This window comes from Propionibacterium australiense, assembly GCF_003666605.1.
Taxonomy (GTDB): domain Bacteria; phylum Actinomycetota; class Actinomycetes; order Propionibacteriales; family Propionibacteriaceae; genus Propionibacterium; species Propionibacterium australiense.
The window spans coordinates 292,186-318,466 of the sequence record NZ_RCIV01000001.1 but is presented as its reverse complement, the minus strand read 5'-3'; the positions used below and the strand labels follow the sequence as shown (position 1 = coordinate 318,466).

Annotated in this window: 34 protein-coding genes and 1 pseudogene; 27 read left to right on the top strand and 8 right to left on the bottom strand. The window is 69.0% G+C overall.

Annotated features, from left to right (window positions below; genetic code table 11):
* Nucleotides 1–19 precede the first annotated feature (19 nt).
* Entirely contained in the window at nt 20–1,510 is a 1,491-nt protein-coding gene (locus tag D9T14_RS01495; protein WP_126464248.1) for a DUF2079 domain-containing protein, read from the bottom strand.
* The gene (locus D9T14_RS01490) at nt 1,507–2,754 is read right to left on the bottom strand and encodes a multidrug effflux MFS transporter (RefSeq protein WP_119161004.1); all 1,248 of its coding nucleotides are present in this window, start codon (nt 2,752–2,754) and stop codon (nt 1,507–1,509) included. The genes D9T14_RS01495 and D9T14_RS01490 overlap by 4 nt, the downstream gene beginning before the upstream one ends.
* Nucleotides 2,755–2,954: 200 nt before the next feature.
* Here D9T14_RS01490 and D9T14_RS01485 point away from each other — a divergent pair, with 200 nt between their 5' ends.
* Both D9T14_RS01485 and D9T14_RS01480 read left to right on the top strand, forming a co-directional pair.
* Nucleotides 2,955–3,494: a GNAT family N-acetyltransferase gene (locus D9T14_RS01485; RefSeq protein ID WP_170175739.1), complete on the top strand. Its 540-nt coding sequence runs from the start codon at nt 2,955–2,957 to the stop codon at nt 3,492–3,494.
* 210 nt (nt 3,495–3,704) lie between these two features.
* Nucleotides 3,705–4,889, top strand: a complete 1,185-nt coding sequence (locus D9T14_RS01480) for a Fic family protein (protein ID WP_119161006.1) — start codon at nt 3,705–3,707, stop codon at nt 4,887–4,889.
* A gap of 111 nt (nt 4,890–5,000) precedes the next feature.
* Here D9T14_RS01480 and D9T14_RS01475 read toward each other — a convergent pair whose 3' ends face one another.
* The 3 genes from D9T14_RS01475 to D9T14_RS01465 all read right to left on the bottom strand — a co-directional run bounded on the left by D9T14_RS01475 (nt 5,001) and on the right by D9T14_RS01465 (nt 8,332).
* A complete protein-coding gene (locus D9T14_RS01475) occupies nt 5,001–6,473 on the bottom strand; it encodes an amino acid permease (protein WP_119161007.1) in 1,473 nt (490 codons plus the stop codon).
* A gap of 159 nt (nt 6,474–6,632) precedes the next feature.
* Nucleotides 6,633–7,928: a Y-family DNA polymerase gene (locus D9T14_RS01470; protein WP_119161008.1), complete on the bottom strand. Its 1,296-nt coding sequence runs from the start codon at nt 7,926–7,928 to the stop codon at nt 6,633–6,635.
* A complete protein-coding gene (locus D9T14_RS01465) occupies nt 7,904–8,332 on the bottom strand; it encodes a LexA family protein (protein WP_119161009.1) in 429 nt (142 codons plus the stop codon). Before D9T14_RS01465 ends, D9T14_RS01470 begins: the two co-directional genes overlap by 25 nt.
* A 48-nt stretch (nt 8,333–8,380) precedes the next feature.
* On the opposite strand from D9T14_RS01465, the gene gltX reads away from it, so the two are divergent.
* From gltX to D9T14_RS01350, 23 genes are all read left to right on the top strand, one after another.
* Entirely contained in the window at nt 8,381–9,844 is a 1,464-nt protein-coding gene (gene gltX, locus D9T14_RS01460; protein ID WP_119161010.1) for a glutamate--tRNA ligase, read from the top strand.
* Between the two features lie 390 nt (nt 9,845–10,234).
* On the top strand, nt 10,235–10,546 hold the full coding sequence (gene rpsJ / locus D9T14_RS01455; RefSeq protein WP_016668002.1) for a 30S ribosomal protein S10: 312 nt from the start codon (nt 10,235–10,237) through the stop codon (nt 10,544–10,546).
* A gap of 11 nt (nt 10,547–10,557) precedes the next feature.
* Entirely contained in the window at nt 10,558–11,217 is a 660-nt protein-coding gene (gene rplC, locus D9T14_RS01450) for a 50S ribosomal protein L3 (RefSeq protein WP_119161138.1), read from the top strand.
* Nucleotides 11,214–11,900, top strand: a complete 687-nt coding sequence (gene rplD, locus D9T14_RS01445) for a 50S ribosomal protein L4 (RefSeq protein ID WP_119161011.1) — start codon at nt 11,214–11,216, stop codon at nt 11,898–11,900. Before rplC ends, rplD begins: the two co-directional genes overlap by 4 nt.
* Nucleotides 11,897–12,208, top strand: coding sequence for a 50S ribosomal protein L23 (gene rplW / locus D9T14_RS01440; protein ID WP_119161012.1), 312 nt, complete (start codon nt 11,897–11,899; stop codon nt 12,206–12,208). The genes rplD and rplW overlap by 4 nt, the downstream gene beginning before the upstream one ends.
* 38 nt (nt 12,209–12,246) lie before the next feature.
* A complete protein-coding gene (gene rplB / locus D9T14_RS01435) occupies nt 12,247–13,083 on the top strand; it encodes a 50S ribosomal protein L2 (protein WP_119161013.1) in 837 nt (278 codons plus the stop codon).
* Nucleotides 13,084–13,100: 17 nt separating this feature from the next.
* Complete coding sequence (gene rpsS / locus D9T14_RS01430; RefSeq protein ID WP_119161014.1) at nt 13,101–13,382, top strand: 30S ribosomal protein S19; 282 nt, start codon at nt 13,101–13,103, stop codon at nt 13,380–13,382.
* A 26-nt stretch (nt 13,383–13,408) separates the two neighbouring features.
* On the top strand, nt 13,409–13,816 hold the full coding sequence (gene rplV, locus D9T14_RS01425; protein WP_119161015.1) for a 50S ribosomal protein L22: 408 nt from the start codon (nt 13,409–13,411) through the stop codon (nt 13,814–13,816).
* 2 nt (nt 13,817–13,818) lie between these two features.
* Nucleotides 13,819–14,634: a 30S ribosomal protein S3 gene (rpsC, locus tag D9T14_RS01420; RefSeq protein ID WP_119161016.1), complete on the top strand. Its 816-nt coding sequence runs from the start codon at nt 13,819–13,821 to the stop codon at nt 14,632–14,634.
* A gap of 5 nt (nt 14,635–14,639) precedes the next feature.
* On the top strand, nt 14,640–15,059 hold the full coding sequence (gene rplP, locus D9T14_RS01415; RefSeq protein WP_119161017.1) for a 50S ribosomal protein L16: 420 nt from the start codon (nt 14,640–14,642) through the stop codon (nt 15,057–15,059).
* 1 nt (nt 15,060) lies between these two features.
* Nucleotides 15,061–15,309, top strand: a complete 249-nt coding sequence (rpmC, locus tag D9T14_RS01410) for a 50S ribosomal protein L29 (protein WP_119161018.1) — start codon at nt 15,061–15,063, stop codon at nt 15,307–15,309.
* A complete protein-coding gene (gene rpsQ, locus D9T14_RS01405; RefSeq protein ID WP_119161019.1) occupies nt 15,306–15,572 on the top strand; it encodes a 30S ribosomal protein S17 in 267 nt (88 codons plus the stop codon). The genes rpmC and rpsQ overlap by 4 nt, the downstream gene beginning before the upstream one ends.
* Before the next feature lie 124 nt (nt 15,573–15,696).
* Nucleotides 15,697–16,068: a 50S ribosomal protein L14 gene (gene rplN / locus D9T14_RS01400; RefSeq protein ID WP_119161020.1), complete on the top strand. Its 372-nt coding sequence runs from the start codon at nt 15,697–15,699 to the stop codon at nt 16,066–16,068.
* Between the two features lies 1 nt (nt 16,069).
* A complete protein-coding gene (gene rplX, locus D9T14_RS01395) occupies nt 16,070–16,444 on the top strand; it encodes a 50S ribosomal protein L24 (RefSeq protein WP_119161021.1) in 375 nt (124 codons plus the stop codon).
* Nucleotides 16,444–17,106, top strand: coding sequence for a 50S ribosomal protein L5 (gene rplE, locus D9T14_RS01390; RefSeq protein WP_119161022.1), 663 nt, complete (start codon nt 16,444–16,446; stop codon nt 17,104–17,106). Before rplX ends, rplE begins: the two co-directional genes overlap by 1 nt.
* 7 nt (nt 17,107–17,113) lie before the next feature.
* Complete coding sequence (locus D9T14_RS01385; protein ID WP_119161023.1) at nt 17,114–17,299, top strand: type Z 30S ribosomal protein S14; 186 nt, start codon at nt 17,114–17,116, stop codon at nt 17,297–17,299.
* A gap of 149 nt (nt 17,300–17,448) precedes the next feature.
* Nucleotides 17,449–17,856, top strand: coding sequence for a 30S ribosomal protein S8 (gene rpsH, locus D9T14_RS01380; protein ID WP_119161024.1), 408 nt, complete (start codon nt 17,449–17,451; stop codon nt 17,854–17,856).
* Between the two features lie 30 nt (nt 17,857–17,886).
* Nucleotides 17,887–18,429: a 50S ribosomal protein L6 gene (gene rplF, locus D9T14_RS01375; RefSeq protein WP_119161025.1), complete on the top strand. Its 543-nt coding sequence runs from the start codon at nt 17,887–17,889 to the stop codon at nt 18,427–18,429.
* A 2-nt stretch (nt 18,430–18,431) separates the two neighbouring features.
* Nucleotides 18,432–18,815: a 50S ribosomal protein L18 gene (gene rplR / locus D9T14_RS01370; protein WP_119161139.1), complete on the top strand. Its 384-nt coding sequence runs from the start codon at nt 18,432–18,434 to the stop codon at nt 18,813–18,815.
* 19 nt (nt 18,816–18,834) lie between these two features.
* On the top strand, nt 18,835–19,449 hold the full coding sequence (gene rpsE / locus D9T14_RS01365; RefSeq protein ID WP_119161026.1) for a 30S ribosomal protein S5: 615 nt from the start codon (nt 18,835–18,837) through the stop codon (nt 19,447–19,449).
* The gene (rpmD, locus tag D9T14_RS01360) at nt 19,449–19,631 is read left to right on the top strand and encodes a 50S ribosomal protein L30 (protein WP_119161027.1); all 183 of its coding nucleotides are present in this window, start codon (nt 19,449–19,451) and stop codon (nt 19,629–19,631) included. The genes rpsE and rpmD overlap by 1 nt, the downstream gene beginning before the upstream one ends.
* 2 nt (nt 19,632–19,633) lie before the next feature.
* A complete protein-coding gene (rplO, locus tag D9T14_RS01355; RefSeq protein WP_119161028.1) occupies nt 19,634–20,077 on the top strand; it encodes a 50S ribosomal protein L15 in 444 nt (147 codons plus the stop codon).
* Nucleotides 20,078–20,206: 129 nt separating this feature from the next.
* Nucleotides 20,207–21,277 (top strand): protein kinase domain-containing protein, encoded by a 1,071-nt coding sequence (locus tag D9T14_RS01350; protein ID WP_119161029.1) that lies wholly within the window; start codon nt 20,207–20,209, stop codon nt 21,275–21,277.
* Nucleotides 21,278–21,327: 50 nt separating this feature from the next.
* On the opposite strand, the gene D9T14_RS14540 is transcribed toward D9T14_RS01350, so the two are convergent.
* The 3 genes and pseudogenes from D9T14_RS14540 to D9T14_RS01340 form a co-directional block, all read right to left on the bottom strand.
* Nucleotides 21,328–22,107 (bottom strand): Stk1 family PASTA domain-containing Ser/Thr kinase, encoded by a 780-nt coding sequence (locus D9T14_RS14540; RefSeq protein WP_408634736.1) that lies wholly within the window; start codon nt 22,105–22,107, stop codon nt 21,328–21,330.
* Nucleotides 22,108–22,620: 513 nt separating this feature from the next.
* Nucleotides 22,621–23,526: pseudogene (locus tag D9T14_RS14535) on the bottom strand (protein kinase domain-containing protein); the annotation flags it as partial.
* Nucleotides 23,527–23,745: 219 nt separating this feature from the next.
* Nucleotides 23,746–24,840 carry a polyprenyl synthetase family protein gene (locus D9T14_RS01340; RefSeq protein WP_232012551.1) on the bottom strand — a complete coding sequence of 365 codons (1,095 nt, stop codon included), beginning with the start codon at nt 24,838–24,840 and terminating at the stop codon, nt 23,746–23,748.
* Between the two features lie 43 nt (nt 24,841–24,883).
* On the opposite strand from D9T14_RS01340, the gene D9T14_RS01335 reads away from it, so the two are divergent.
* Together D9T14_RS01335 and D9T14_RS01330 are read left to right on the top strand one after the other, a co-directional pair.
* Nucleotides 24,884–25,822, top strand: coding sequence for a methylenetetrahydrofolate reductase (locus tag D9T14_RS01335; RefSeq protein WP_232012314.1), 939 nt, complete (start codon nt 24,884–24,886; stop codon nt 25,820–25,822).
* A 162-nt stretch (nt 25,823–25,984) separates the two neighbouring features.
* Nucleotides 25,985–26,281, top strand: coding sequence for a nucleotidyltransferase family protein (locus D9T14_RS01330; RefSeq protein ID WP_197720571.1), 297 nt, complete (start codon nt 25,985–25,987; stop codon nt 26,279–26,281).

Below are 26,281 nucleotides of genomic sequence, written 5' to 3'. Positions count from 1 at the left end.
CGAACGTCCAAGGGTCTGCTCAGTTCGCGCGCTGCAGGACGACGATCGCATCGCCGGCCCAGCGGACGTCGTAGCGCGTGCCGCGTACGACCGGGTCGGCCAGGAAGTCCCGCACCCAGGCATCGCTCTCGTTCTCGTAGCTGATCGTCTCCAGGTTCAGCACGAGCCAATCCGGGTCGACCGGCTTCCCCAGATCGTCCAGGTAGCCGTCGGTGGGCCGCCACTGGCTCACCTCGAAGCGATCGGTCAGATGATTCGTCAGGTAGACGTCGGCTCCCACCCAGGAGCCCGCCGGGACCATCGCCGTGGCCTCGTCGAGCTCTGCGCAGGCCGCCCGGCAGGGCTCGCCGGTCAGGTCGTGGAGCACGGCGCCGGTCGGGATCGACACCAGTGCGACGAGGACCACGACGGGCAGGGCCAGCGCCCGCCAGGCCCGGACGGCCCTGGCCCGCAGACCCCCGGCCTGCCCGGAACCCAGTGCCTCGGCCCTGGCCACCAGGGCGGGCCAGGCGTCGACGAAGGCGAAACAGGCGACGAGCATCGGCAGCAGGTTGTAGTGAAAACCCGTCGTCCAGTGCTGCGGGTTCTTCGACAGGGCACGCATGGCGAAGGGGCCGATGAACCCCCAGATGAGCGCCGAGCGGGCGGCGACGAAGCCGGTCGCGGCCAGCAGGATGGCAGCGGTGCCGATCGTGGCGAGCGGGCCGTACCAGGCCGGATGCCCGGTGTCCTGGACGCCCTCGACGGTGACGGTGCCCAGGGAGCCCAGGTAGGCGTAGACATGGTTCGGGTTGAACTGGGGGATGACGACGAAGACGGCGGCGGCCGTCCACGCCACCGCGAAGATCCCGAGGCCGAGTCCGGCCCTGATCCTGCGGCGCACCAGCAGCGCGATCGCGAGGCCGCCCACCAGGAAGCACATGTCCTCCTTGACGAGCATGAGCGAGGCGGTCAGGACCCAGAAACGCCCCCACCGCTGCTGGCAGAAGGCGCTCAGCGCATAGGCGAGCAGCGGCAGGCCGAGCGCGACCTCGTGGAAGTCGAAGATGACCGCCGACTGCGTGCCGAGCGCGCACAGCCAGGCGGCGGTGATGGCCAGCGCCGGACCGGTGCCGACGCGGCGCTGGGCGAGGCGTCCGAGCACCCAGCCGGCCCACGCCACGCAGAGCGCCTGCGCGATGAGCAGCGTGCGGGGGTCGTCCCAGAGCCAGTAGAACGGTGCCAGCACCGCGATGATCGGGTGCCAGTGATCGCCGAAGATCGACATGCCCGGTGACTTCATCGCCGTGTAGCCGGGCTCGCCGTGCGCCAGGGAACGGATGGCCTGGTCGAAGATCGTCAGGTCCATGCCGTCGCCGAGACGGGCGTACTTGAGCAGGCTGACGGCCAGATAGGCGGTCAGCGCGAGAAGACACATGAGTGCCAGCAGCCCGGTGCAGTGCCTGTTCGCCCACGCCCGTGCCCGAGCACTGCGGGTGCGGATGACTTGGCGTGCTGGTTCGTCGGTCACCGGCCCAGTCTAGAGGCAGCGGCCGGCGTGCCGTCCGAGCCGGCGCGCGCCAGGGGAAGGGCGGCTCCCAGGACGACGGCCAGGCAGGCCAGCATGACGACCGCCATGCCTGTCGTGGGGTCCTGGGCCAGGCCGACCAGCGGGGAGATGAGACCGGCGATGAGGAACTGGATGGCGCCGAGCAGACCGGAACCGGTGCCGGTCGCGTGCCCGCCGAGCGCATCGGTGGCCAGCGCGGTGGCATTGCCGAGCGCCAGGGCCACGCCGGTGACGGTGGTGAGCATGCAGACGACGATGTACCACAGGGGCGCGTGGACGAGGCCGGCGACCAGGAAGGCCAGCGCTCCGCACGTCATGACGCCCAGGCCCACGTGGAGCACCGAGCGAACCGGGAAGCGATCGACGAGCCTGGTGTTGCAGCCCGAGGCGATCGTCATCCACAGGGCGCCGCTGCCGAAGAGCAGCGCGTAGGAGAGCTGGCTCAGCCCGTAGGTCTCCTGCGGGACGAAGGGGGAGCCCGAGATGTAGGCGAACATGACGCCGAAACCGAAGGCGGTGACGAGCGTGAAACCCATGAACCGGCGATTCGACACGACCCGGCCGGCCACCGCGAAGAAGGCGCGGGGGCCGTCGTGGTTGCGGCGTGCAGACGGCAGGGTCTCCTCGATGCTGGTGATCGTCAGGACGAAGGCCGCCAGATTGCAGGCGGTGATGACGGCGAAGATGCCGCGCCAGCCGCCGTGGGTGGCGAGCAGGCCGCCGATGACAGGGGCCGCCACCGGGGCGACGCCCTGGATCATCATGAGCATCGAGAAGGCCTTCGCCGCGGCGATGCCGTGCGTCCGGTCGGCCACGACCGCGCGGGCCAGCGCGACGGCGGCGCCGCCGCCGAGCCCGGTGAGCAGGCGCAGCGCGATGAGCAGGCCGATGCTGGGCGCGACGATCGTCAGGGCGGAGGCGAGGAGCATGAGGCCGGTGCCGATGAGCAGGACCGTCCGGCGTCCCGTGGCGTCGGAGACGGGCCCGGCGATGAGCTGACCTGCGCCCATGCCCACCATGAAACTGGTGAGCGTCAGCTGCACCGCCGAGGCCGAGGTGTTCAGGTCGGCGGCCATCTGGACGAAGGTCGACAGGTACATGTCGGTGCCCAGCGGGGGAGCGGCCGACAGGAGGGCCAGGACGCACAGCAGCCCGGCGCCAAGGGACGCGGGAGCGGTGGACGGGCCCTGCTCGGTGTTGGACATGCGGTTCCGTTGATCTACTCGGGGGGCCGGGGAGTGTCATGGGTGGCCCGGCCCGCCCATTGTAGGGAGCGGAGGGCCATGCCGGGCACTCCGGCAAGCCGGTTGCAGGTCAGTGCCCTGCCCGGGGTGGCGACTGCTGGTTCTGCCAGCCGGGGACGCCGGACTGTCGGCCGTCGTCCGGGATGGGACAGGATGGGATCATGACCGCCCAGCCCTGGCAGCCGATCGTGCTGCGCACGCGACGACTGGACCTGGTCGGCGTCGACCCCGCCCAGGCCCAGGCGCTCGCCGACGGGGTGTGCCCCCTGCCCTGCGCCCCCGGCTATCCGCACGCCGACACGAGCAGCGCCGCCCGGCTGGCCAGGGCCGCCATCGAGTTCGACAACTGGGTGCCCGGCTATGGGATGTACATGATCGTGCGCCGCAGCGACGGACTGGTCGTCGGCGACATCGGATTCCACGCCCCGCCGGACCTGCGCGGCGCGGCCGAGATCGGCTACGGCCTCGCGGCGAGCGCCCAGCACCAGGGCTACATGAGTGAGGCGCTGGCCGCCCTGCTGGACTGGGCGCACGCCAACGGGTGCGCGACGGTGCTCGCCGACGTGGACCCCGGCAACGCCCCGTCGATCGCCGTCCTGGAACGCTGCGGCTTCACCCAGGTGCGCTCGGCGGGCCCCCAGCTGCGGCTGCGGCACGTCGGCCAGGGATGGTCCGCGGGCAGCGGGGGGCCGGAGCGGTGAGTAAGACGATCCTCGTCGTGATGCCGATCACTTGGCGAGCTCACCGTGTCCGATGCCCCTGATAGCCGGGTGATCCACCAGAGGCGCCCAGGCGCCTCTGGTGGATCACATCCTCTCCCGTTCGGTCCAGGGCTGCGCAGACAGCAGAAGTGACGTTATTTTGGTCAACAGGAATGGACACTGCAAGGGACAGAAAGGTGCACCACAATCATGGTTCCCGCTGACGAACACCGATATCTCAGCACCCATCCATGGATCACCTTCACCTTCGACATGGGCCGGCTGAGGCCGAGGACCTGGGTGCTCCTCGGCGAGGCCGCCTCCAAGTGCGAACACCTCGCACGGTCGGTCATGCCGCCGGCCGTCGCCGAGGACCTCAACCAGGTCAGCCTGGTGCGTGGCGCCTACGGAACCACCAGCATCGAGGGGAACAGCCTCAGCGAGGAAGAGGTGCAGGCCATCGTCCAGGGGCAGTCCTCGATCCCCCCGTCGCGGGCCTATCTGCAGCAGGAGATCGAGAACCTCCTGAGCCTGTTCAACGACATCGCCCGGGACTGCCTGGAAGCTCCTCCTCCACTGAGCCCGGACCGCCTGAAGAAGCAGCATGCGCGACTTCTGGTCGGTCAGCCCGAGAAGGCCGATGTCGTTCCCGGCGAATTCCGTACGTATGACGTTGTCGTCAACCGCTACCGGGGAGTACCGCCCGAGGACTGTGCATACTTGATGGACAGGCTGTGCGCTTGGCTGAACGACGATCTGGCCGCCCTGGACGGGAACGATGAGGTGCTCCGAGTCCCTCAAGCTCTCGCGCTGGCCATCCTGGCCCATCTGTATCTCGCCTGGATCCACCCCTTCGGGGACGGCAATGGGCGCATCGCCCGGCTCCTGGAGTTCGAGATCATGCTCCGTGCGGGCGTCCCGATGCCGGCAGCGCATCTCCTGTCCGACCACTACAACAAGACCAGGGACAGGTACTACGCGGTCTTGGAGCGCACGAGCCGCGACGACAACCACCCGGTGGAGGACTTCGTCCACTACGCGGTCGAGGGACTGGTCGACGGTCTGCGCGGTCACATCGAGAAGGTGCAGAGCATGCAGGTGTTCGTCATGTGGCAGTCATACGTCCACGAGCAGTTCCACGGTGCACGGACCAGGGCCAGGGCACGGATGCGGGACGTCGTCCTCGCCCTGCCCCCGGGAAAGTGGACCCTGCCCGATGAGATCGTCCTGCTCGGCAAGCGGATCAACGAGGCCTACCAGGGCACGACACCGAAGACCATGAGCCGAGACCTCAACGCGCTGGAGAAGATGGGCCTGGTGGAGAGGCGCCGTGGACTCGGCGTGCGGCCGCGTACCGAGCGCATGATCGCATTCCTGCCGCCCCGCCGCGGGTAATGACGACAGGGGCATGCGCTCAGCTGCGATGGCCGAGCGCCCCGGAACCGCGATGAGGCGCCTGATGTGAGTTGTCCGCGGGACGAGCCGAACAGGCCACCCCGGCGGCTGTCAGTCCAGCCCGAGATCGGCGGTCGCCGGGTCGACCTTGCGGGCCCGGGTCACCAGCTTGTGGCCCCACCACAGGGTGAAGAAGAACGGTATGCCCACATAGGACATGAGGATGTCCGACAGGGGCGCCCCGGACGTGACCGGCCCGTAGGCCTGGCCCGCGATGATCGCCACGCAGGCCACCAGGGCGGCAATGGTGCCGGCCGGGAAGAACCGGGCCCGGTAGGGCAGCTCGTCCAGGTCATGGCCCTGCGCCCGCAGGGCCATGCGGAACTTCCAGTGGCACCACGAGATCCCCGCCCAGGTGATGAAGCCGGCCAGGGCCGAGATCGTCAGCAGCAGTTCGTAGGCCCGCCCGTCGCCGATCAGCGAGGTGAGGAATCCGGCCAGGCCCACGAGCGTGGTCGCCAGCAGGGCGTTGAGCGGTACCTGGTGGCGGCTCAGCCGCATGAGGAGGCGCGGGGCGTGGCCCCGCTCGGCCAGCGCGAAGAGCATGCGCGTGGAGGAGTACAGGCCCGAGGTGCCCGCCGAGAGCACCGAGGTGAGGATGACGGCGTTCATGAGGCTGGCCGCCCCCAGGACGCCCGCCCGCTGGAAGACGAGCGTGAAGGGGCTGATCGAGACGTTCTCCTCCGATGTGTTGAGCAGATTCGGGTCGGTGTAGGGGATGAGGAAACCGATGACGATGATCGCCCCGACGTAGAACAGCAGGATGCGCCAGAAGATCGTGCGGATCGCCCGCGGGATCGTTCGTTCCGGGTGTGCGGCCTCACCGGCCGCGGTGCCGATGAGTTCGGTGCCCTGGAAGGAGTAGCCGGCCACCAGCAGGACCAGCAGGATGCCCCGGCCGCCGCCGACGAAGGGGGCCTCGCCCTGCGTCCAGTTGGCGGTGCCCGGGGCGTCCCCCAGGATCCCGGCGATCATCGCCACGCCCAGCGCGAGGAAGGCGATCACCGCGACCACCTTGATGGTCGCGAACCAGAACTCGCTCTCGCCGTAGGCGCGGGTGGACAGCGCGTTGATGCCGAACAGGATGAGCAGGAACAGGCCCGACCACACGATCGAGGGCACCTCGGGCAGCCAGAACTTCATCACCAGGGCGGCCGCCACCAGCTCGGCCGCCACGGTGATCGCCCAGTTGAACCAGTAGTTCCAGCCGATGGCGAAGCCGAAGGACGGCGAGACGAAACGGGTTCCGTACTCGCCGAAGGAACCGGCCACCGGAAGACAGGCCGCCATCTCGCCGAGCGACTGCATGATGAGCCAGACCATCGCGCCGATCGCCGCATAGGCCACCAGCGCGCCGCCCGGGCCGGCCTGGGAGATCGTGGCGCCGGAGGCGACGAACAGGCCGGTGCCGATCGCGCCCCCGATCGAGATCATCGTCAGGTGCCGGCCGCGCAGCGAACGACGCAGCCCCTCGGCGGATGCGGAGTCCGCGGACAGGTCCGCCGGGGCGGTTCGTGTGGTCATGATCAGTCCTGTGAATCGAGGCCAGGGATGTGGGCCGGCGAAGCCGTGGCTCACGTCAGAAACGACCCCACCCTATCCGAGGCGGGCTCTGCCTCAGCGGGGCCTCGTATTGGTTCGAGCTGTGAACGCGGGCCGGGGCGCGTCCCGCCCGGCGTCGGCTCAGGCCCGGACGGTCGCCAGCTCCGCCCAGCAGGTGGTGGCCCGGTTGGAGAGCATCGCGCGGCGCATCTGCCAGTCGGGCGGGGCGGCCAGGCCGGCCAGCCCGAGCCCGACCGCGCCGTGACCGACCCGGGCGTTGACCTCGTCGATCACGGCGCCGATGCGCCGTCCGCGCGGGTCCGCCGCGAACACGGGGAGGGGCTCCTGATGGCCGGCGGGCGCCAGCTCCGACAGGCAGATCCCCGCCCGCGCATAGCGCGTCCCCTCGACCATCCTCGACTCCAGCAGCCCGGCCACGCTCCGCAGCACGACCAGGGGATCGTCCGTGCGCTCGGGCAGCCCGGCCGCGGCCGACACCTGGTGGAACGGCTGCCGGCCCGGGCTCGTGGCGGCGAAGGCCCACACCGCTCCCGCCACACAGCCCTGCCGGCGCAAACGGGAGGTGAGCTGCTGCGTGTACAGGCTCAGCACCTGGTGCATCTGTGCCACGGTGGTGACGGGGGTGGAGAACGAGCGGGAGAACACCACCCGGTCGGCCCGTTCGGCGTCGTGGTCCGCGGTCTCGATGCACGGGGTCCCGCACAGCTCCAGGACCGTGCGGGCCAGGTTCACGCCGAACTGCTGCCGGATGGCGCGGGGGTCCTGCTCGCGCAGCTGCTGGGCGGTGTCGATCCCCAGCGCGGCCAGCCGCACGGCCGTGCGCCGGCCCACGCCCCACACACCGGCGGCCGGTGTCGCCCGGAGGATCCGCGTCCGAGCCGCCGCGGTGCAGCGGTCCCACACCGCGACCCCGTCCAGGCCCCGGGAGTGCTTCGCGCCGGCCGAGGCCAGCTTCGCCAGGGTCTTCGTCGGGGCGATGCCCACGGACACCGGGATCCCCAGGTCGCGCCGCACCGTGGCGCGGATCCGGCGGCCGACGGCGGCCAGGGCGTCCGGGTCGGCGGCCTGCACACGGACGAAGGCCTCGTCGATCGAGTACGCCTCCACGATGGGGGACAGCCCGCGCAGGAGTTCCATGAGCCGTCTGGAGATGGACCCGTACAGCTCGTAGTTGGACGAACGGGCGACCACGCCCCGGCGGGCCGCCCAGTCCCTGATCCGGAACCACGGGGCACCCATCGCCACCCCGAGAGCCGCGGCCTCGCTGCTGCGGGATATCACGCAGCCGTCGTTGTTGGACAGCACCACCACCGGGGCGCCCTCCAGCTCGGGGTGGAAGATCCGTTCGCACGCGCAGTAGCACGCGTCGACGTCCACCAGGGCGTAGCGGGTCAGCGGTGCAGATGGTGCAGGCATGTCAGCACCACCCCCCAGATCCGCAGCTCGCGGGGCCTCAGCACCGGGTAGTCGTCGTTGGCCGGGTGCAGCTGGGGGCCGTCGGGGCTCAGGTGGAGGCGCTTGACGGTCAGCTCGTCCTCGACGACGGCGATCACCACGTCCCCCTCGCCGGCCCGCAGGGAGCGGTCCACGATCAGCTCGTCCCCGTCGAAGATCCCCGCCCCCTCCATCGAGTCCCCGGCGACCCGGACGACGAACGTGGCGGGCCGGTTGCGGATCAGGTGCTCGTTGAGGTCGATGTCCTGCTCCCAGTAGTCCTGCGCGGGCGAGGGAAAACCCGCCGGCACGGTCTCGACGGCCAGCGGGACCGGTGCCGCAGGTGTCAGCTGCGCCACCCGGCACAGCACTCGTGCATCGTACATGAGTTCGATAATAAGTCCTGGGTGGCAGCCACTAGACTTGGCGCCACTATGACGACTCCTGCTCGCACCCGCGTTGCCCCTTCCCCCACCGGTGATCCCCACGTCGGTACCGCCTACATGGCGCTCTTCGACAAGGCGTGGGCGGTGAAGACCGGCGGCCAGTTCATCCTGCGCATCGAGGACACCGACCGCGCCCGCCTGGTCGCCGGCTCCGAGCAGCAGATCATCGACACCCTCGACTGGCTGGGCCTGAGCCCCGACGAGTCGCCGGTCCTCGGAGGCCCCTGCGCCCCGTACCGGCAGTCCGAGCGACTGGACCGCTACCAGCCGGTCGTCGAGCGCCTCCTCGCCGAGGGTCATGCGTACCACTGCTGGTGCTCCCCCGAGCGGCTGGCCCGGATGCGCGAGGAGAAGGCCGCCCGGAAGGAGGACACGCGCTACGACCGGCTGTGCCACGGGCTGACGAAGCAGGAACGTGCCGAGCTCCCAGGCTTCACCGAGACGCCCACCGTGCGCATGCTCGTCCCCGACGATGCGCCGACCGTCTTCCACGACGTGATCAGGGGCGACGTCAGGGCGCCGTTCCCCGATGACCAGATCATCATGAAGGCCGACGGCTTCCCCACCTATCACCTGGCAGTCGTCGTCGACGACCACGAGATGGGCATCACGACGGTCGTGCGCGGTGAGGAGTGGATCAGCTCGACCCCCAAGCACGTCCTGCTCTACCGCTGGCTCGGCTGGGAGCTGCCGCAGTTCGCGCACATGCCGCTGCTGCGCAACGCCGACCACTCCAAGATCTCCAAGCGGAAGAACCCGGCAGCCCGTCTCATGTGGTTCAAGGAGCAGGGCTACCTGCCCGAGGCGCTGCGCAACTTCCTTCAGCTGCTGGCCTACCCGCCGTCCGGTGGTGACGAGGAGATCAGTACATTCGAGCAGTTCGTCGAGGGCTTCGACTGGGGCAAGGTCAACACCGTCGGCCCGATCTTCGACACCAAGAAGCTCGACTGGCTCAACGGGCACTACATCCGGGAGCTCTCCGACGAGGAGCTGGGAGACCGTCTGGTCGAGTACATCGCGGCGAACGAGCAGTGGGGCCCGGACCCCGACCCGGGCTGGGAACGCATCGTCCGGGCCGCTGCCGGCATGATCAAGCCACGCCTGGTGAAGCTCTCGGACGCCTGGGGTCAGATCGCCTTCCTGACGGTCCCGGACGACTCGATCCGCGTCGAGGACGACGCCCGGGCCCAGCTCAAGGACGACGCAGCCGAGATCCTCGACGCCACCGCCGAGGTCCTCGCCGCGGTCGAGCCCTTCGAGGCGGACGAGATCCAGGCGGCCCTGCGCGCCCGGCTCGTCGACACGATGGGCGTCAAGCCCCGTGTCGGTTTCGCGCCGTTGCGCGTGGCCACCAGCGGCCGCAGGATCAGCCCGCCGCTGTTCGAGAGCTGCCAGATCCTCGGCCGGGAATCCACCCTGGCTCGTGTCGAGGGGCTGCGCCGACAGCTGTGAACACGACCCGCCCGCCTCGCCGCGGGGAGTGACCGGCGTGGCGAGAAATCTGCACCACTGATTTGCCTGGGTCACTGATTCATGGGAACATGGACAAGTTGCTCCTTGCGGTGTGGCGGTCTCAGAACGAGTTCTGAGGCGTCCACGGTGGGGAACCCAGGCAGCGGCAGAGGGCTCGCAGGAGTCTCCGACCGGGCAGCCGTTCGAGCGCACGCGTGGCGTGCGCTCAAAAAATGCTGGCCGACACGCCCGACCTCGGGTGCCAGGCGACATGACATTGACAAGGGCGAATAGCGGTGAAAACGGAGAGTTTTCGAGGTGGATTCGTCCTGGTCACAACCAGGCCAGGCCGGGTGCACCGGCTCAGCAGGGACGAGAAGAGGAACAACCGTGGCGGGACAGAAGATCCGCATCAGGCTCCGTGCCTATGACCACGAGGTCATCGACTCGTCGGCGCGCAAGATCGTCGACACCGTCACCCGGACGGGTGCCAAGGTCGCCGGCCCAGTGCCGTTGCCGACCGAGAAGAACGTGTGGTGCGTCATTCGTTCGCCCCACAAGTACAAGGACAGCCGCGAGCATTTCGAGATGCGCACCCACAAGCGGCTCATCGACATCCTCGACCCGACTCCGAAGACCGTCGACTCGCTCATGCGTCTCGATCTTCCCGCCGGCGTTGACATTGAAATCAAGCTTCCGTGAGGCCGCAGAACATGACCATCGATCGCAAAGTCAAGGGCGTGCTGGGCACCAAGCTCGGCATGACCCAGTTGTGGGACGAGAACAACCGGCTCGTGCCGGTGACCGTCATCCAGGCCGGTCCCTGCGTCGTCACGCAGGTTCGCACGCCTGACAAGGACGGCTACTCCGCCGTTCAGCTCGGCTACGGCGCCGTCAAGGCCAAGTCGGTCAACAAGCCCGACGCCGGTCAGTTCGCCGCCGCCGGCGTGACCCCGCGCCGCTATCTCGCGGAGATCCGCACCAGCGATGCCGCCGAGTACACGCTGGGCCAGGAGCTCGGCGCGGACGTCTTCGCCGCCGACGAGATCGTCGACGTCGTCGGCGTGACCAAGGGCAAGGGCACGGCCGGTGTCGTCAAGCGCCACGGCTTCGCCGGTCTGCGCGCCAGCCACGGCGTCCACCGCAAGCACCGTTCGCCCGGCGGCATCGGTGCCTGCGCCACGCCCGGCCACGTCTTCAAGGGCCTGCGCATGGCCGGCCGCATGGGCAACGAGCGCAAGACCATCCAGAACCTCCCGGTCGTCGCCGTCGACGCGGACAAGGGCCTGATCCTCGTGCGCGGCGCCGTCCCCGGCAACAAGGGCGGTCTGGTCGTCGTGCGCAGTGCCGCCAAGAAGGGTGATGTCAAGTGAACGAGAACAGCACCGTCGACGTCGTCGACGCCAGCGGCAAGAAGACCGGTTCCGTCGAGCTCCCCGGTGAGCTCTTCGACGTCCAGGCCAACATCCCGCTCATGCACCAGGTCGTCACGGCCCAGCTCGCCGCGGCCCGTCAGGGCACCCACTCGACGAAGACCCGCTCCGAGGTCTCCGGCGGCGGCCGCAAGCCGTGGCGTCAGAAGGGCACCGGCCGCGCCCGCCAGGGCTCGATCCGCGCCCCCCAGTGGACCGGTGGCGGCATCGTCCACGGCCCGGTGCCGCGTTCCTACGCGCAGCGCACCCCCAAGAAGATGATCGCCGCCGCGTTGCGCGGCGCCCTCTCCGACCGCGCCCGCGAGGGTCGCCTGTTCGTGGTGGACTCGTTCGTCACCGGTGAGCGCCCCAGCACCAAGAGCGCCGCCGCGCTCCTCGCCTCGCTCGGCGAGCACGGCCGTGTCCTGGCCGTGCTCGAGCGCGCCGACGAGAACAGCCTGCTCTCGCTGCGCAACCTCGTCGGCGTCCACGTCATCAGCTGGGATCAGCTGAACGCCTACGACGTGCTCGTCGCCGACGCCGTGGTCTTCACCGGATCGGCTCTCGAGGCCTTCATCGCGAAGAACAAGTCCGTCAAGGCCGCCACCAGCGGCGTGGCCGAGGTTGAGGAGGACGCCAAGTGAGCGACTTCAAGATCCACGATCCGCACGACGTCATCCTCGCCCCGGTGGTGAGCGAGAAGACCTACGGTCTGATCGATCAGAACACCTACACCTTCGAGGTCAGCCCCAAGGCCAACAAGATCGAGATCCGCGAGGCCATCGAGGCCATCTTCGGTGTCAAGGTCCTGTCGGTCAACACCCTGAACCGGGCCGGCAAGCGCCGCCGCACGCGCTACGGCATCGGCAGGACCGCCAGCAGCAAGCGAGCGATCGTGACCCTGGCGGCCGACGACCACATCGACATTTTCGGGAACGCTCCGGCCGAGTGACCGGGAGCTGACGCGTAGACAAGGAACGAAGAAACCTCATGGCTATTCGTAAGTACAAGCCGACCACGCCGGGCCGTCGTGGCTCCAGCGCGTCCGACTTCAGTGAACTGACTCGTTCAAGGCCGGAGAAGTCCCTGGTCGCCCCGAAGCCGAAGACCGGTGGCCGCAACAACTCCGGTCGCATCACCACCCGCCACATCGGCGGCGGTCACAAGCAGGCCTACCGGCTGGTGGACTTCAAGCGCTACGACAAGGACGGCGTGCCGGCCAAGGTCGCTCACATCGAGTACGACCCCAACCGCACCGCCCGCATCGCGCTGCTGCACTACGCCGACGGCGAGAAGCGCTACATCATCGCCCCGGTGAACCTGACCCAGGGCATGACGGTGGTCTCCGGTCCCGACGCCGACATCAAGCCCGGCAACAACCTGCCGCTGCGCAACATCCCGGTCGGTACCCAGGTGCACGCCGTGGAGCTGCGTCCCGGCGGCGGCGCCAAGCTCGGCCGCAGCGCCGGTGCCGTGATCCAGCTGGTCGCCCGCGAGGGCAAGTACGCCACTCTGCGCATGCCCTCGGGTGAGATGCGCATGGTCGACGTCCGCTGCCGCGCCACCATCGGCTCGGTCGGCAACGCCGAGTACTCCAACATCAACTGGGGCAAGGCGGGCCGCAACCGCTGGCGCGGCATCCGCCCGACCGTCCGCGGTGTCGTGATGAACCCGATCGACCACCCGCATGGTGGCGGTGAGGGTCGCACCTCCGGCGGCCGCCACCCGGTGAGCCCGTGGGGCAAGCCCGAGGGGCGTACCCGCAACAAGAACAAGGCCAGCAGCAAGCTGATCGTCCGTCGCCGCAAGTCCGGCAAGAAGCGCTGATTCAGGAGCAGTAGACAATGCCTCGCAGCTTGAAGAAGGGTCCGTTCGTCGACGAGCACCTGCAGAAGAAGATCGACCTGCAGAACGAGAACGGCACCAAGAACGTCATCAAGACCTGGTCGCGCCGCTCCATGGTCACCCCGGACATGCTCGGCCACACCATCGCCGTGCACGACGGTCGCAAGCACGTCCCGGTGTTCATCACCGAGTCGATGATCGGACACAAGCTCGGTGAGTTCGCCCCGACGCGTACTTTCCGTGGCCATGTGAAGGACGACAAGAAGGCCCGCCGGCGCTGAGGCGCGGACCAGAAGGAATGAATTCGATGAGCAATAACAACGAACGGCCCAGCCGTCGTCTTGCCCTGCTCGGGGATCGCCCTGGCTCGTACGCCATTGCGCGTCACGTCCGGATGAGCCCCCGCAAGGTGCGCCGTGTCGTCGACACGGTGCGCGGGATGGACGTCAACCGGGCCATCGCCACTCTCCGTTTCGCACCGCAGGCGGCCGCCGAGCCGGTCCGCAAGGTGATCGAGAGCGCGGTCGCCAACGCCGAATCGGCCGAGGGGCTTCGCGCCGACGATCTCTACGTGAGCCAGATCTTCGTGGATGAGGGCGTCACCATGCGTCGCATCCGCGCCCGCGCCAAGGGTTCGGCCAGCCGGATCCTCAAGCGCGCCAGTCACATCACCGCGGTCGTCGAGCCCCGCTCGGGCGACAAGAAGGGGGCCTGAGCATGGGACAGAAGATCAACCCGAACGGCTTCCGCCTGGGTGTGACCACCGACCACAAGTCGCGCTGGTACGCCGAGAAGCAGTACGCCGAGCTCGTGGGCGAGGACGACCAGGTCCGCACCTGGATCAGGAAGAACCTCGAACGCGCCGGCATCTCCTCGGTCGAGATCGAGCGTCGCTCCGATCGCCTGACGATCTTCCTGTACGCCGCGCGTCCGGGCATCGTCATCGGTCGCAACGGCGCAGAGGCCGAGCGCGTGCGCGGTGAGCTCGAGAAGCTCACGGGCAAGCAGATCCAGCTGAACATCCTCGAGGTCAAGAACCCCGAGACCGACGCCCAGCTCGTCGCCCAGGGCATCGCCGAGCAGCTCGGGGCCCGCGTGGCCTTCCGCCGTGCGATGCGCAAGGCGCAGCAGACCGCCATGCGCATGGGCGCCCAGGGCATTCGCATCAAGTGCTCGGGTCGTCTCGGCGGCGCCGAGATGAGCCGCTCCGAGGGCTACCGCGAGGGTCGCGTGCCGCTGCACACCCTGCGCGCCGACATCGACTACGGCTTCTACGAGGCCCGCACGACCTACGGCCGCATCGGTGTCAAGGTGTGGATCTACAAGGGTGACGTCACCGGGACCCGCGCCGAGCGCGCGGCCCAGAAGGCCGCCCGCCAGGCCGCTCCGGGCCGTCAGCGCAGCAGCCGCCGTCCGGGCCGCGGTGAGCGTTCCGGTCGTCGTCGCGCCGATGCCGCCCGCGAGCAGGCCCCGCGCAGCAGCGCCTCCAGCGCCCCGGCAGAGGCGCCCGAAACCCAGAACGCAGGAGCCTGACACCCATGTTGATTCCCAAGCGCGTCAAGTACCGCAAGCAGCACCACCCGAAGCGCCGTGGCATGGCCAAGGGCGGCACGCAGCTGGCTTTCGGTGAGTTCGGCATCCAGGCCCTCGAGCCCGCCTACATGACGAACCGTCAGATCGAGGCGGCCCGTATCGCCATGACCCGTCACATCAGGCGCGGCGGCAAGGTCTGGATCAACGTCTTCCCGGACCGTCCGCTGACCAAGCACCCGGCCGAGTCCCGCATGGGTTCGGGCAAGGGCAGCCCCGAGTTCTGGGTCGTCAACGTCAAACCGGGCCGCGTGCTCTTCGAGCTGTCCGGCGTGTCGGAGGAGGTCGCCTCCGAGGCCCTGCGGCTGGCCATTCACAAGCTGCCCTTCAAGGCACGCATCATCAAGCGCGAGGCAGGTGAGAACTGACATGGCGAAGAACCGGAGCAACACTGCCACCGAGCTGCGCGGGCTGTCCCGCGTCGACCTCAACGCCAAGGTCGTCGAACTGAAGGAGGAGCTGTTCGCACTGCGCTTCCAGGCAGCCACCGGCCAGCTGGAGAACACCGCGCGTCTGCGTGAGGTCCGCAAGGACATCGCCCGCATCTACACGGTGCTGCAGGAACGCAACCTCGGCATCATCGATGATCCTGATCGTGAAGGGGAGGTCGCGGAATGAGCGAGTCGACCAAGCGCAACGCCCGCAAGGTCCGTGAGGGCCTGGTCGTTTCCGACAAGATGGACAAGACGGTCGTCGTCGCCGTGGAGGACCGCGTCAAGCATCCGCTGTACGGCAAGGTCATGACCAAGACCGTCCGCTTCAAGGCTCACGACGAGAACAACGAGGCCGGTGTGGGTGACCGCGTGCGCATCATGGAGACGCGCCCGCTGTCCGCCACCAAGCGCTGGCGCCTCGTCACCATCATCGAGAAGGCCAAGTAACCGAGACCCGGCGGGTCATCGCGTCGGTGACGCCGCTGCTCCCTCTGGCAGAATCCAGGGGACAACTACGAGTCCGGCAAGGCCTCGGGGAGACCCGGGGAACCGGTCGGGCAGAGGAGAAGAAATGATCCAGCAGGAGACGCGACTGAAGGTCGCCGACAACACTGGTGCCAAGGAGCTCTTGTGCATCCGTGTTCTCGGTGGCTCGAAGCGTCGCTACGCCGGGCTCGGTGACACCATCGTGTGCACCGTCAAGGATGCCATTCCCGGTGGCAATGTGAAGAAGGGCGAGGTCGTCAAGGCCGTCGTCGTGCGCACCGTCAAGCCGCACCGTCGTCCCGATGGCTCCTACATCAAGTTCGATGAGAACGCGGCCGTCGTCCTCGGCGGCAACACGGGCGAGCCCCGCGGTACCCGTATCTTCGGGCCGGTGGCCCGCGAACTGCGTGACAGGCGCTTCATGCGCATCGTCTCGCTGGCTCCCGAGGTGATCTGACATGGCGAAGATGAAGCTGAAGAGGGGTGACCGCGTCAAGGTCATCGCCGGCAAGGACAAGGGCGCGGTCGGCGAGATCATCGCCGTCTTCCCCGAGGACAACCGGGTGACGGTCCAGGGCGTCAACATCGTCAAGCGCCATCAGAGCGACACCGCCGATCCCAACACCGGCCGTCAGGTCAAGGGCGGGATCATCTCGCGGGAGGCCCCGATCCACGTCTCCAACGTCCAGCTGCTCGTCAAGGACGGCGGCAAGGATGTCGTGACGCGCGTCGGCGCCAAGCGCGTGACCGTGACCAAGCGCCGCCCCGACGGTTCCGAGTACGAAGGCACCCGAGGTGTCCGGGTCGCCCGCAAGACGGGGGAGGAGATCTGATGGCCCGCACCAAGGACAACGCTCTCAAGGTCGCCGACGTGGCCGTCGCCACCGCGCCCCAGACCCCGCGGCTGAAGGCCCGATACCGCGACGAGATCCGCAAGAGCCTCCAGGAGGAGTTCGGCTACACCAACCCGATGCTGATTCCCGGTCTGACCAAGATCGTCGTCAACATGGGTGTCGGTGAGGCCGCTCACGACTCCAAGGTGCTCGACGGGGCGATCAAGGACCTCACGGCCATCACGGGCCAGAAGCCCATGGTCGTCAAGGCCCGCAAGTCGATCGCTCAGTTCCACCTGCGTGAGGGCCAGTCCATCGGCGCCTACGTCACGCTGCGCGGCGACCGCATGTGGGAGTTCGCCGACCGCCTGCTCACCCTTGCCCTGCCTCGCATCCGCGACTTCCGTGGCCTGAACGGCAACCAGTTCGACGGCAATGGCAACTACACCTTCGGCCTGACCGAGCAGGTCATGTTCCACGAGATCGACCAGGACAAGATCGACCGCGTCCGCGGCATGGACATCACCTTCGTGACGACCGCCAGGACCAATGAGGAGGGCAAGGCCCTGCTCAAGGCCCTCGGCTTCCCGTTCAAGGCAGTTGACGATCCCAAGGTCAAGAAGAAGAGCAGCGGTCCGCAGTACGGCCGCAGGAGGAAGTGAACAGCTCATGGCTAAGACTGCTCTGAGAGCCAAGCAGGCACGCAAGCCCAAGTTCGCCGTGCGCGCCTACACCCGCTGCCAGCGCTGTGGCCGCCCCAAGGCCGTCTACCGCAAGTTCGGTCTGTGCCGCATCTGCCTGCGCGAGCTCGCCCATGCGGGTGACCTGCCGGGCGTGACCAAGTCGTCCTGGTGAGCGCGCAGACGTTCCACCCGACGACCCCGTGGCGGCGCGAGCCGCCAGCCGCCGCCCGGCCCCGCGCCGGTGCAGGCGGGCTCCACACTCGACCACAACAGGTCCGGGCCGGTGCCCGGAAACCGTTGTGAGAAAGAGGCTGACAAGCCATGACTATGACCGACCCGATCGCAGACATGCTCACACGTCTGCGCAACGCCAACCAGGCGTACCACGACGAGACGAGCATGCCCAGCTCAAAGATCAAGGTGGGCATCGCCACCATCCTGAAGCAGGAGGGCTACATCCGGGACTTCGCGGTGGCCGAACCCCAGGCCGGTGAGGTGGGCAAGACGCTCACCCTCAAGCTCAAGTACGGCGACGACCGCAAGCGCTCCATCGCCGGGCTGCGGCGCATCAGCAAGCCCGGTCTGCGTGTCTACGCGAAGTCCAGCCAGCTGCCCAAGGTCCTGGGCGGTATGGGCATTGCGATCATCTCGACCTCGCAGGGCCTGATGACCGACAGGCAGGCCCATGAGAAGTCCGTGGGCGGCGAAGTGCTCGCCTATGTCTGGTGAACCGAACGAGAACTGGTAAGGAGAACAGGAATGTCACGAATTGGCAGGCTCCCCATCACCGTTCCGTCCGGTGTCGAGGTGACTCTGGCCGGGCAGGAGGTGACCGTGAAGGGGCCGAAGGGTGAACTCTCGCGGACCATCCCGGAGCCCATCACCGTTTCCAGGAACGACGAGGGCCAGCTGGTCGTCGAGCGGCCCGATGACGAACGTGTCAGCAAGTCGCTGCACGGTCTGAGCCGCACCCTGGTGAACAACATGGTCGTCGGCGTCACGGACGGCTACGAGAAGCACCTCGAGATCGTCGGCGTCGGCTACCGGGTCATCGCGAAGAGCCCGACTCAGCTCGAGTTCGCGCTGGGTTTCTCGCACCCGGTCGTCGTCAACGCCCCCGAGGGCATCACCTTCGAGGTCATCACGCAGACGAGTTTCAAGGTGCACGGCATCGACAAGCAGGTCGTCGGCGAGGTCGCTGCGAACATTCGCAAGATCCGCAAGCCAGAGCCCTACAAGGGCAAGGGCGTTCGGTACGCCGGCGAGCACATCCGTCGCAAGGTCGGAAAGGCTGGTAAGTGATCATGGCGGTCAACATCAAGCATCAGAAGCATCTCGCCGCCCGCAGGTCCGCCCAGCTGCGCCGCCAGAAGCGTGGCCGCAAGAAGATCTTCGGCTACCCCGAGCGTCCCCGTCTCGTCGTCACCCGCAGCGCCCGCCACATGGTGGCCCAGGTCGTCGACGACGTCGCCGGTGTCACGCTGGTGTCTGCCTCCACCATGGAGAAGGACGTGCGCGCGCTCGACGGCGACAAGACGGCGAAGGCGGCCCGGGTCGGTGAACTCGTCGGTCAGCGCGCCAAGGACGCCGGTATCGAACAGGTCGTCTTCGACCGCGCGGGCAACCAGTACCACGGTCGTGTCGCTGCGGTCGCCGACGGCGCCCGCAAGGCGGGCCTGAGTCTCTGACGGAAGGATAGGAAAAGCGATGAATACATCCCAGCGCGGCACCACCGGCCGCCAGGGCGGTGACCGTCGCGGCCGTGACGACCGTCGGAGCCGCGACAAGCAGAGCGAGCGCAAGGACGAGTACCTCGAGCGCGTCGTCGCCATCAACCGCGTGTCCAAGGTCGTCCAGGGCGGCCGCCGGTTCAGCTTCACCGCGCTCGTCGTCGTGGGCGACGGTGAGGGCACCGTCGGCGTCGGCTACGGCAAGGCCAAGGAGGTGCCCGCGGCGATCGCCAAGGGCGTCGAGGAGGCCAAGAAGCACTTCTTCAAGGTGCCGCTGGTCCAGCGCACCATCCCGCATCCCGTGCAGGGCGAGAAGGCGGCAGGTGTCGTCATGCTGCGTCCGGCCTCACCCGGTACCGGTGTCATCGCCGGTGGCTCCGTCCGCGCCGTCCTCGAGTGCGCCGGGGTCCAGGACGTGCTGGCCAAGTCACTCGGCTCGCCCAACGCCATCAACGTGGTGCACGCCACCGTTGAGGCCCTTCAGATGCTCGAGGAGCCCGAGCAGGTCGCCAAGCGACGCGGCAAGGCCGTCGAGGACGTCGCCCCCGCCGCCCTGCTGCGGGCCCGCAAGGAATCGGAGGTGTCGGCCTGATGGCAGACCTGAAGATCACCCAGATCAAGTCGACCGTGGCCCAGAAGCCCGCCATCCGCGCGAGTGTCAGGTCCCTCGGTCTGAAGCGAATTGGTGACACCGTCACGCAGCCCGATCGCCCGGAGATCCGCGGCATGATCCATGCTGCGCGTCACCTGGTCACCGTGGAAGAGGTGAAGTGAGCATGCCGATCAAGGTTCATCACCTGCGCCCGGCTCCCGGCGCCAAGCACAGCAAGAAACGCGTCGGCCGTGGCGAGGCCGGCAAGGGCGGCAAGACCGCGGGCCGCGGCACCAAGGGCACCGGCGCACGCAAGAACGTGCCCGAGAGCTTCGAGGGCGGCCAGATGCCGATGCACATGCGGATGCCCAAGCTGCGCGGTTTCCAGAACCCGTTCAAGATCGAGTACCAGCCGGTGAACGTGGCCCGGATCGCCGAGCACTTCCCGTCTGGTGGCGCCGTGGGCGTCGAGGACCTCGTTGCCGCGGGCCTGGTCCGCGACGGCCGGCTCGTCAAGGTGCTGGGCGACGGTGAGCTGAGCGTCAAGCTCGACATCACCGCCGACAAGTTCAGCGCCTCCGCCAAGGAGAAGATCGAGAAGGCCGGCGGCAGCGTCACCGAGCGCTGACCCCGGTCCCCGCGGAGGGGGCGGCCCACCGGGCCGCCCCCTCCGTCATGCCCGGGGACGGTCGGGTCCCGCCCGGCGAGGAGCCGACGATCCGGCGCACCGGCAGGGCGCCGTGCACGAGCGGGGGTCATGGTGGCAAGCTATCCCACCATGGGTGATGTCTTCGACGGACGCTACGAACTGGTCGATGCCCTCTCGGCCGGACTCTGGAGGGCCTGGGACGGCCAGGACAGGGTCTACCTGGCCTGCCAGCGCGTCGAGGACGCGCCGAGTTCCCTGGGCGCTCTGCTCGCCCGGATACCCAGTACCAGCGCCCACCTGGCGGTACCGGTCACCTGCAGCGGCGCCGGCGGCGGCACCGCACTCGTCCTCAGCCCCCTGGTGGGCGGTCAGCTGCTCAGCGACCGGCTCGCCAGCCGCGAACCCATCGACGTCGACAACGCGCTGGAGATCACCGACCAGCTGCTGGCCGCCCTGGCCGTGCTGCACGGCGCGGGGCTCGTCCACCGCAACATCGCCGATCATGTCGTCATGCTGCGCGCCGGTCGCCGTCCTCACGTGATCCTCGGCGGACTCGGCGGTGTGGCCGAGGCCCCCGACGGCAGGAGCACCCGCGCCCTCGGCCCGGCCGTGGGGACACCCGGCTACATGTCCTTCGAGGCCTTCTCCGGCGCCGCGCCGGAGCCCGCTCAGGACCTCTACTCGGTGGGTGCCCTCCTGGTGCAGATGCTCACCGGTCGTCGCCCTTCGGCAGGCGCGGTGGCGCGCGGCGGGGCGGAGGTGCCTGCCCATTACCGGGACACACCCGTCGGCGACTTCCTCGCCCACCTGCTGGCCACCGCGTCCGCGCGGATCGGCAGCGCCTCGGCTGCCCGTGCCGAGCTGGCCGCGGTGCGGACGGCCCTCACCGCGCAGCTGCCCCAGGAAGGGCCGCAGGCCCGTTTCGCGGCCCCCTTCATCGTCGAGGACGGCACCCCGCCCCTGCCCGCCGACTGGGGGCTGGACGGACCGCTGCCGGCGCGTGTCAGCGAGCACCTGATCCACGTCGTCCGCACCCCGGAACCGGGCGATACCGGCCGGCCCGCGACGACGGCCGATGGGCGGCCGCCGGCCCGTCGCAGCTCTGGACGCTGGGCGCTGGCCGGTGTTCTGCTGTGCGCCCTGACGGCCGTGCTGCTCCTGGTGATGTGGCTCAGCTGAGCCACATCACGGCTCGGCGCGGGCAGCCCGGTGACGGTCAGCGGCCCGGCTCAGATGATGTAGATCGTCACGGTCGAGCCCTTGGCGAGCTTCGTGTTGCGCACCGGATCGGTCTTCTGGACCCGGTTGAGGCGCACCGAGGCGTCCTCGTCCACGTACTTCTCCTCGACCTCGAACCCGGCCGCCTCGAGGATCGACCTGGCGTCATCGGCGGTGCGGGCCCGCACGTCGGGCACCGCGACCTCCTCGGCGCCGCTGGAGACGACCAGATGGACCTCGCTGCCGGCCTGCAGCTGGCCGCTGGCCGGATCCTGCGAGATGACGTGACCGACCTCGACCTCCGAGGAGGGCTGCTCCTCCGTGGTGACCGTGAAACCGGCTCGCTCCAGGGCGCTCTTGGCCTCGTCGGCGGACTTGCCGGTGTAGTCCTTCACCTTGATCGGCGAGGGTCCCATCGAGACGACCAGGTCGATGGCGGTGTCGTGGACGACCTGGGTGCCGGCCTCGGCGCTGGCCGAGATGACGTCACCGGCCGCGACGGTGTCGGAGTACTCCTGCGTCACGGCACCGACGGCCAGGTGGGCGTCGATGAGCGCCTGCGTGGCCGCCTCCTGGGTCAGTCCCGCGACGTTCGGCATCGCGTAGGTCTGCGGTCCGGCCGAGACGACGGCGTCGATCTGCGACTTGCGTTCGATCTTCGTCCCCGCGGTCGGGTCGGTCGAGATGACCACGCCGGCCTCGACGTCGTCGCTGAACGCCTGCTCGAAACTGACCGTCAGGCCGGCCTGCTGAGCGGCGCTGATCGCGGCGTCCTGGCTCATGCCGACCATGTCCGGGGTCTCGATGAAGCGGCCCGAGGTGACCCACCAGGAGCTCACGCCGATGACGGTGGCCAGGATCAGGACGAGCAGTGTCGCGACGATACCGCGACGGCGGCGGTGCACCGGGTCGTTGACGATCTCCGGGAACAGCGGCGTGCGCTGGCTGCGCGGCATCGGGCTGCGCTGGTGACGGGGCAGCTGGTGCGGTCCGGTCTGCGACAGGTGGTCGCTGTAGTCGACCGGGCTGACCGGCGCTGACGGGCGCGAGGGGGCGCCCACCGGATGCCAGCCGTTCGAGGGCGGGCGCGCCGGTTCCTGGTCGGCCCGCACCCGCGTCGCCGCCGGGGCCGCGGTGGCTCCGGCACGGGTGCGCGACGAGCCGGGGACGGCCGAGGCCGTGAGGCGGTCACGGCCCCGGATCCTTGCCGAGAGACGGATCGGCTCGGTGTCGATGCGCGTTGCCCCGGAGCGGGCGTCCCCACTCGACCAGTTGCGGCCCTCGCGCCAGCCCGCCGGGTACATGACCGCGGACAGCGACTCGTCATTCGTCACGCCCGATGCCACGGCTGCTCGGGCACGGCGCACCTTGGTGAGCAGCTCGTGCCCGTCGGCCGGGCGGCGGTCGGGGTCGCGTCGCGTGCAGGCGAGGACGAGCGCATCCACGTAGTCGGGTACCGGGGCGTGGCCGTTGCGGCGCAGCGTCTGCGACGGCGCGGGAACCGACTTGTTGACGTGCGCATAGGCGACCTGGAGGTTCTCGCCCGTGTAGGGCTTCTCGCCGGTCAGCAGTTCGTAGAGCACGATGCCGGTCGAGTAGATGTCAGAACGTGCGTCCGCGTGCGTCTGCGCGACGATCTCGGGCGGCAGATAGCTGACCGTGCCGATGACATTGCCCTTCGCCACGGTGATCGTCTTGGCGCTGGCGGCGCGCGCCAGACCGAAATCGGCGACCTTGATCTGGCCCTTGTTGCCGATGAGGACGTTCTCTGGTTTGACGTCGCGGTGCACCAGACCGGACTCGTGGGCCGCCGCCAGGGCCGCCGCGATGGGCTCGATGAGGCTGAGGGCGCGTTCAGGGTCGAACGGTGCCTCGCGCGTGATGAGATTGCGCAGCGTGCAGCCCTCGATGAACTCCATGACGATGTAGGGGCGGCCGTCGTCGATTCCCTGGTCGAAGACCCCGACGACGTGCGAGTCGGTCAGGGCCGCGGCGGCGCGTGCCTCCCGGTCGAACTTGCGGGCGAAATCGGTTCCCTGGGCCTCGTCGAGGTCGTCGTGCATCACCTTGACCGCGACGATACGGCCGAGCCGCAGGTCCTGGGCACGGTAGACAGTGGCCATGCCGCCACGAGCCAGCCTCTGCAGGATCTCGTAGCGGTCATCAAGCACATGACCCACCAAAGGGTCAGTAGTGCCATTTCTGGTCACGGTGTCTGCTCCAAACACGGTCGGGGAAGAAAGGCCGTGCAAGCCTGTGAGCCAGTGTAGGACGTCCGGGCGGGCCAGGCCCAGTGAAACACCTGAGAAAGACGATTCGCCGGGAGGGGCGGTCCGGAACAGGCCCGAAGAGCGGGGGACAACCGGGATGGTCCCCGATGGGGGCCGCATCGCCCCGGTCTCGTCGGTGCAGCAGCCGTCCCAGCCGGGTCAGAAGTCCCTGACCAGACAGGCCTCGATGAGCCCGGCCAGCGCAGTGCGCCCCTCGTCGGTGATCTCGAGCCGGTCCAGGGCGGCACGGGCCCGGGCGCCATCGGCGGCGATGCGCTCCTCGACACGGGCCCGGGCGCCGCAGTCGACGAGCAGGGCCCGGGCCCGGGACAGCTCGGAGTCGTCGAGCGGACGCCCGAGGAAGTCGAGGATCAGGGGCGTGACGGCCTGTGCCTCGGCGATGAGCACGGTGCGCTTGCCCTCGCGCAGGTCGTCACCGGCGGGTTTGCCGGTGAGCTGCTCGTCGCCGAAGACGCCGAGCAGGTCGTCACGGAACTGGAAGGCACGTCCCAGCGGGGAGCCGAGCCCGGCCAGGGCGTCGAGCGTCGGCCGGTCCGCTCCGGCCAGGGCCGCGCCGTACTGCAGGGGACGGGTGACCGTGTAGCGGGCGGTCTTGAACTCGACGACGCGTTCGGCGACGGCGACCGGATCCTCCCCGCCGGACAGCCCGGCCTCGGCGGCCATGTCGAGGAACTGGCCGGCATTGACCTCGGTGCGCATGCCGTCCAGCACGTGGTGCGCGGCGGCCAGCGCGGCAGGGGAGAAACCCGATTCCCAGACCAGCTCGTCGGACCAGGCGGCGAGCAGGTCACCGAGCAGGATCGCACCTGCTCGTCCGAAGGCGACCGGGTCGCCTGCCTGTCCGAGGGCGACCGGGTCGTCAGGGCCGGTGCGCCCGGCGTGAAGGGCCTCGAACTGGCGGTGCACGGCCGCCAGGCCACGCCGGGTGTCGGAGTCGTCGATGACGTCGTCGTGCATGAGGATCGCGACGTGCAGCAGATCGAAGCTCGCGGCGGCGGCGACGAGCGGGGCCGGGTCTGCGGGCTGACCCGCGACGGCTGCGTGCCCCCAGTAGCAGAAGGCCGGCCGCAGCCGCTTGCCGCCGGCGGTGAAGGCGCGGGCCAGTTCGCCCAGTGGTGCCAGCGACGGCGAGATCTGGGACAGGCGCGCGCAGGCGCCGTCGAGGAAGCCGCTCAGCTGCTCGCCGACGGCGTCCCGGAAGGGCCGGCCGGCTGGGGACGCGGGGTTGAACATGGTCACGTCCAGCAGCCTAACCGGTGCCGGTACGCTGGTGTGCGTGCAGCACGAGTACCGTCCCAATGCAGTGGCGCCGCAGGACCGGCTGGACTTTTGTCCCGACGAGACCATCGCGCAGCTGCTGGCCCGCGCCGACCGCCCGACCATCAGCGCCGAGTTCTTCCCGCCCCGCGACGACGAGGGGCAGGCCATCCTGCACCGCGCCATCGAGCGGCTCGAGCCGCTGCATCCCGACTTCGTCTCGGTCACCTACGGCGCCAACGGCTCCAGCCGGGAGCGCACCCTGGACGCCGTGCGCGACATTCTCGCCAGCACCCGGCTGCGCGTCATGGGCCACCTCACCTGCACCGGCCAGAGCGTCGACGAGCTGAGGGTCGTCATCGACAGCTATGGCGAGATGGGCGTGCGGCACATCCTGGCCGTCCGCGGCGACATGCCCGGCGGCCCGCTCGTGCCCTGGCAGCAGCACCCGCAGGGGCTGTCCAACGCCACGGAACTGGTGGAACTCATCAAGAGCCGCGGCGAGTTCTGCGTCGGTGTCGGCGCCTTCCCCGACGTGCACCCCGGCTCGACCGCCGAGAACGACGTGCGCGTGCTGTGCGACAAGCAGGCCGCCGGCGCCGAGTTCGCCATCACCCAGCTGTTCTTCCGCCCGGCCGCCTACCACCGGCTCGTCGACCGGTTGCGTGTCGCCGGCTGCCGGATGCCCATCATCGCGGGCAAGATGCCGGTCACCAACATCAGGCAGGTGGACAAGTTCGCCGAGCTGTCCGGGGCGCCGCTGCCCGACGAGATGGTGACTCGTCTGCAGGCCGTCGCCGAGGACCCCGAGCAGGTGCGCAGCACCGGCGCGCAGATCTGCGCCGAACTGGCTCGGGAACTGCTCGCCGGCGGGGCACCCGGAATCCAGTTCTTCACGCAGAACCGCTCGGCGGCGACCCGCAGGATCCTCGCCATGCTGGAGTCAGGGGCTCGGTGAGGCCCGGCCGGGGTTTGAGCAGTCCGACACGGCTGGCCCGCTGCTCGCCGGCGATTGTCGCTGTGCCTGCCGTGCGATGAGTTCCGAGACGGCACGCATCGACGGTGACAGTGTGGGGCGAGGACTGAATCCGCAGTGGTTCCTCTCGTTATGCTGAAGAGCATGGGCGACCTCCAGATCGATTTCCCGCGTCTTGCCGAGTTGTGCCGACGCTATGGTCTTGCGCGCCTTGAGGTCTTCGGGTCCTTCGCCCGGGGTGAGGAATGCTCGGACAGTGATGTTGACCTGCTGTACACCCTGGAAGCAGATCGTTCTCTCGGCTGGGAGATCGAGGACCTGTCCGACTCCTTGGCGGCACTCTTCGGGAGGCCTGTTGACCTGGTGTCCCGACGCTCACTTCATCCGGTGATCCGTGACCGTGTCGTTGCCGAGGCGGAGACGCTTTATGAGGCGGCCTGA

Excerpts from the sequence above, each read along its gene's own strand:
- D9T14_RS01490 (WP_119161004.1), bottom strand. The coding sequence starts at position 2,754 with ATGTCCAACACCGAGCAGGGCCCGTCCACCGCTCCCGCGTCCCTTGGC.
- D9T14_RS01485 (WP_170175739.1), top strand. The coding sequence starts at position 2,955 with ATGACCGCCCAGCCCTGGCAGCCGATCGTGCTGCGCACGCGACGACTG.
- D9T14_RS01480 (WP_119161006.1), top strand. The coding sequence starts at position 3,705 with ATGGTTCCCGCTGACGAACACCGATATCTCAGCACCCATCCATGGATC.
- D9T14_RS01475 (WP_119161007.1), bottom strand. The coding sequence starts at position 6,473 with ATGACCACACGAACCGCCCCGGCGGACCTGTCCGCGGACTCCGCATCC.
- D9T14_RS01470 (WP_119161008.1), bottom strand. The coding sequence starts at position 7,928 with ATGCCTGCACCATCTGCACCGCTGACCCGCTACGCCCTGGTGGACGTC.
- D9T14_RS01465 (WP_119161009.1), bottom strand. The coding sequence starts at position 8,332 with ATGTACGATGCACGAGTGCTGTGCCGGGTGGCGCAGCTGACACCTGCG.
- gltX (WP_119161010.1), top strand. The coding sequence starts at position 8,381 with ATGACGACTCCTGCTCGCACCCGCGTTGCCCCTTCCCCCACCGGTGAT.
- rplC (WP_119161138.1), top strand. The coding sequence starts at position 10,558 with ATGACCATCGATCGCAAAGTCAAGGGCGTGCTGGGCACCAAGCTCGGC.
- rplB (WP_119161013.1), top strand. The coding sequence starts at position 12,247 with ATGGCTATTCGTAAGTACAAGCCGACCACGCCGGGCCGTCGTGGCTCC.
- rpsS (WP_119161014.1), top strand. The coding sequence starts at position 13,101 with ATGCCTCGCAGCTTGAAGAAGGGTCCGTTCGTCGACGAGCACCTGCAG.
- rplV (WP_119161015.1), top strand. The coding sequence starts at position 13,409 with ATGAGCAATAACAACGAACGGCCCAGCCGTCGTCTTGCCCTGCTCGGG.
- rpsC (WP_119161016.1), top strand. The coding sequence starts at position 13,819 with ATGGGACAGAAGATCAACCCGAACGGCTTCCGCCTGGGTGTGACCACC.
- rplP (WP_119161017.1), top strand. The coding sequence starts at position 14,640 with ATGTTGATTCCCAAGCGCGTCAAGTACCGCAAGCAGCACCACCCGAAG.
- rpmC (WP_119161018.1), top strand. The coding sequence starts at position 15,061 with ATGGCGAAGAACCGGAGCAACACTGCCACCGAGCTGCGCGGGCTGTCC.
- rpsQ (WP_119161019.1), top strand. The coding sequence starts at position 15,306 with ATGAGCGAGTCGACCAAGCGCAACGCCCGCAAGGTCCGTGAGGGCCTG.
- rplN (WP_119161020.1), top strand. The coding sequence starts at position 15,697 with ATGATCCAGCAGGAGACGCGACTGAAGGTCGCCGACAACACTGGTGCC.
- rplX (WP_119161021.1), top strand. The coding sequence starts at position 16,070 with ATGGCGAAGATGAAGCTGAAGAGGGGTGACCGCGTCAAGGTCATCGCC.
- rplE (WP_119161022.1), top strand. The coding sequence starts at position 16,444 with ATGGCCCGCACCAAGGACAACGCTCTCAAGGTCGCCGACGTGGCCGTC.
- D9T14_RS01385 (WP_119161023.1), top strand. The coding sequence starts at position 17,114 with ATGGCTAAGACTGCTCTGAGAGCCAAGCAGGCACGCAAGCCCAAGTTC.
- rpsH (WP_119161024.1), top strand. The coding sequence starts at position 17,449 with ATGACTATGACCGACCCGATCGCAGACATGCTCACACGTCTGCGCAAC.
- rplF (WP_119161025.1), top strand. The coding sequence starts at position 17,887 with ATGTCACGAATTGGCAGGCTCCCCATCACCGTTCCGTCCGGTGTCGAG.
- rplR (WP_119161139.1), top strand. The coding sequence starts at position 18,432 with ATGGCGGTCAACATCAAGCATCAGAAGCATCTCGCCGCCCGCAGGTCC.
- rpsE (WP_119161026.1), top strand. The coding sequence starts at position 18,835 with ATGAATACATCCCAGCGCGGCACCACCGGCCGCCAGGGCGGTGACCGT.
- rpmD (WP_119161027.1), top strand. The coding sequence starts at position 19,449 with ATGGCAGACCTGAAGATCACCCAGATCAAGTCGACCGTGGCCCAGAAG.
- rplO (WP_119161028.1), top strand. The coding sequence starts at position 19,634 with ATGCCGATCAAGGTTCATCACCTGCGCCCGGCTCCCGGCGCCAAGCAC.
- D9T14_RS01350 (WP_119161029.1), top strand. The coding sequence starts at position 20,207 with ATGGTGGCAAGCTATCCCACCATGGGTGATGTCTTCGACGGACGCTAC.
- D9T14_RS14540 (WP_408634736.1), bottom strand. The coding sequence starts at position 22,107 with ATGGTCGGCATGAGCCAGGACGCCGCGATCAGCGCCGCTCAGCAGGCC.
- D9T14_RS01340 (WP_232012551.1), bottom strand. The coding sequence starts at position 24,840 with ATGTTCAACCCCGCGTCCCCAGCCGGCCGGCCCTTCCGGGACGCCGTC.
- D9T14_RS01330 (WP_197720571.1), top strand. The coding sequence starts at position 25,985 with ATGGGCGACCTCCAGATCGATTTCCCGCGTCTTGCCGAGTTGTGCCGA.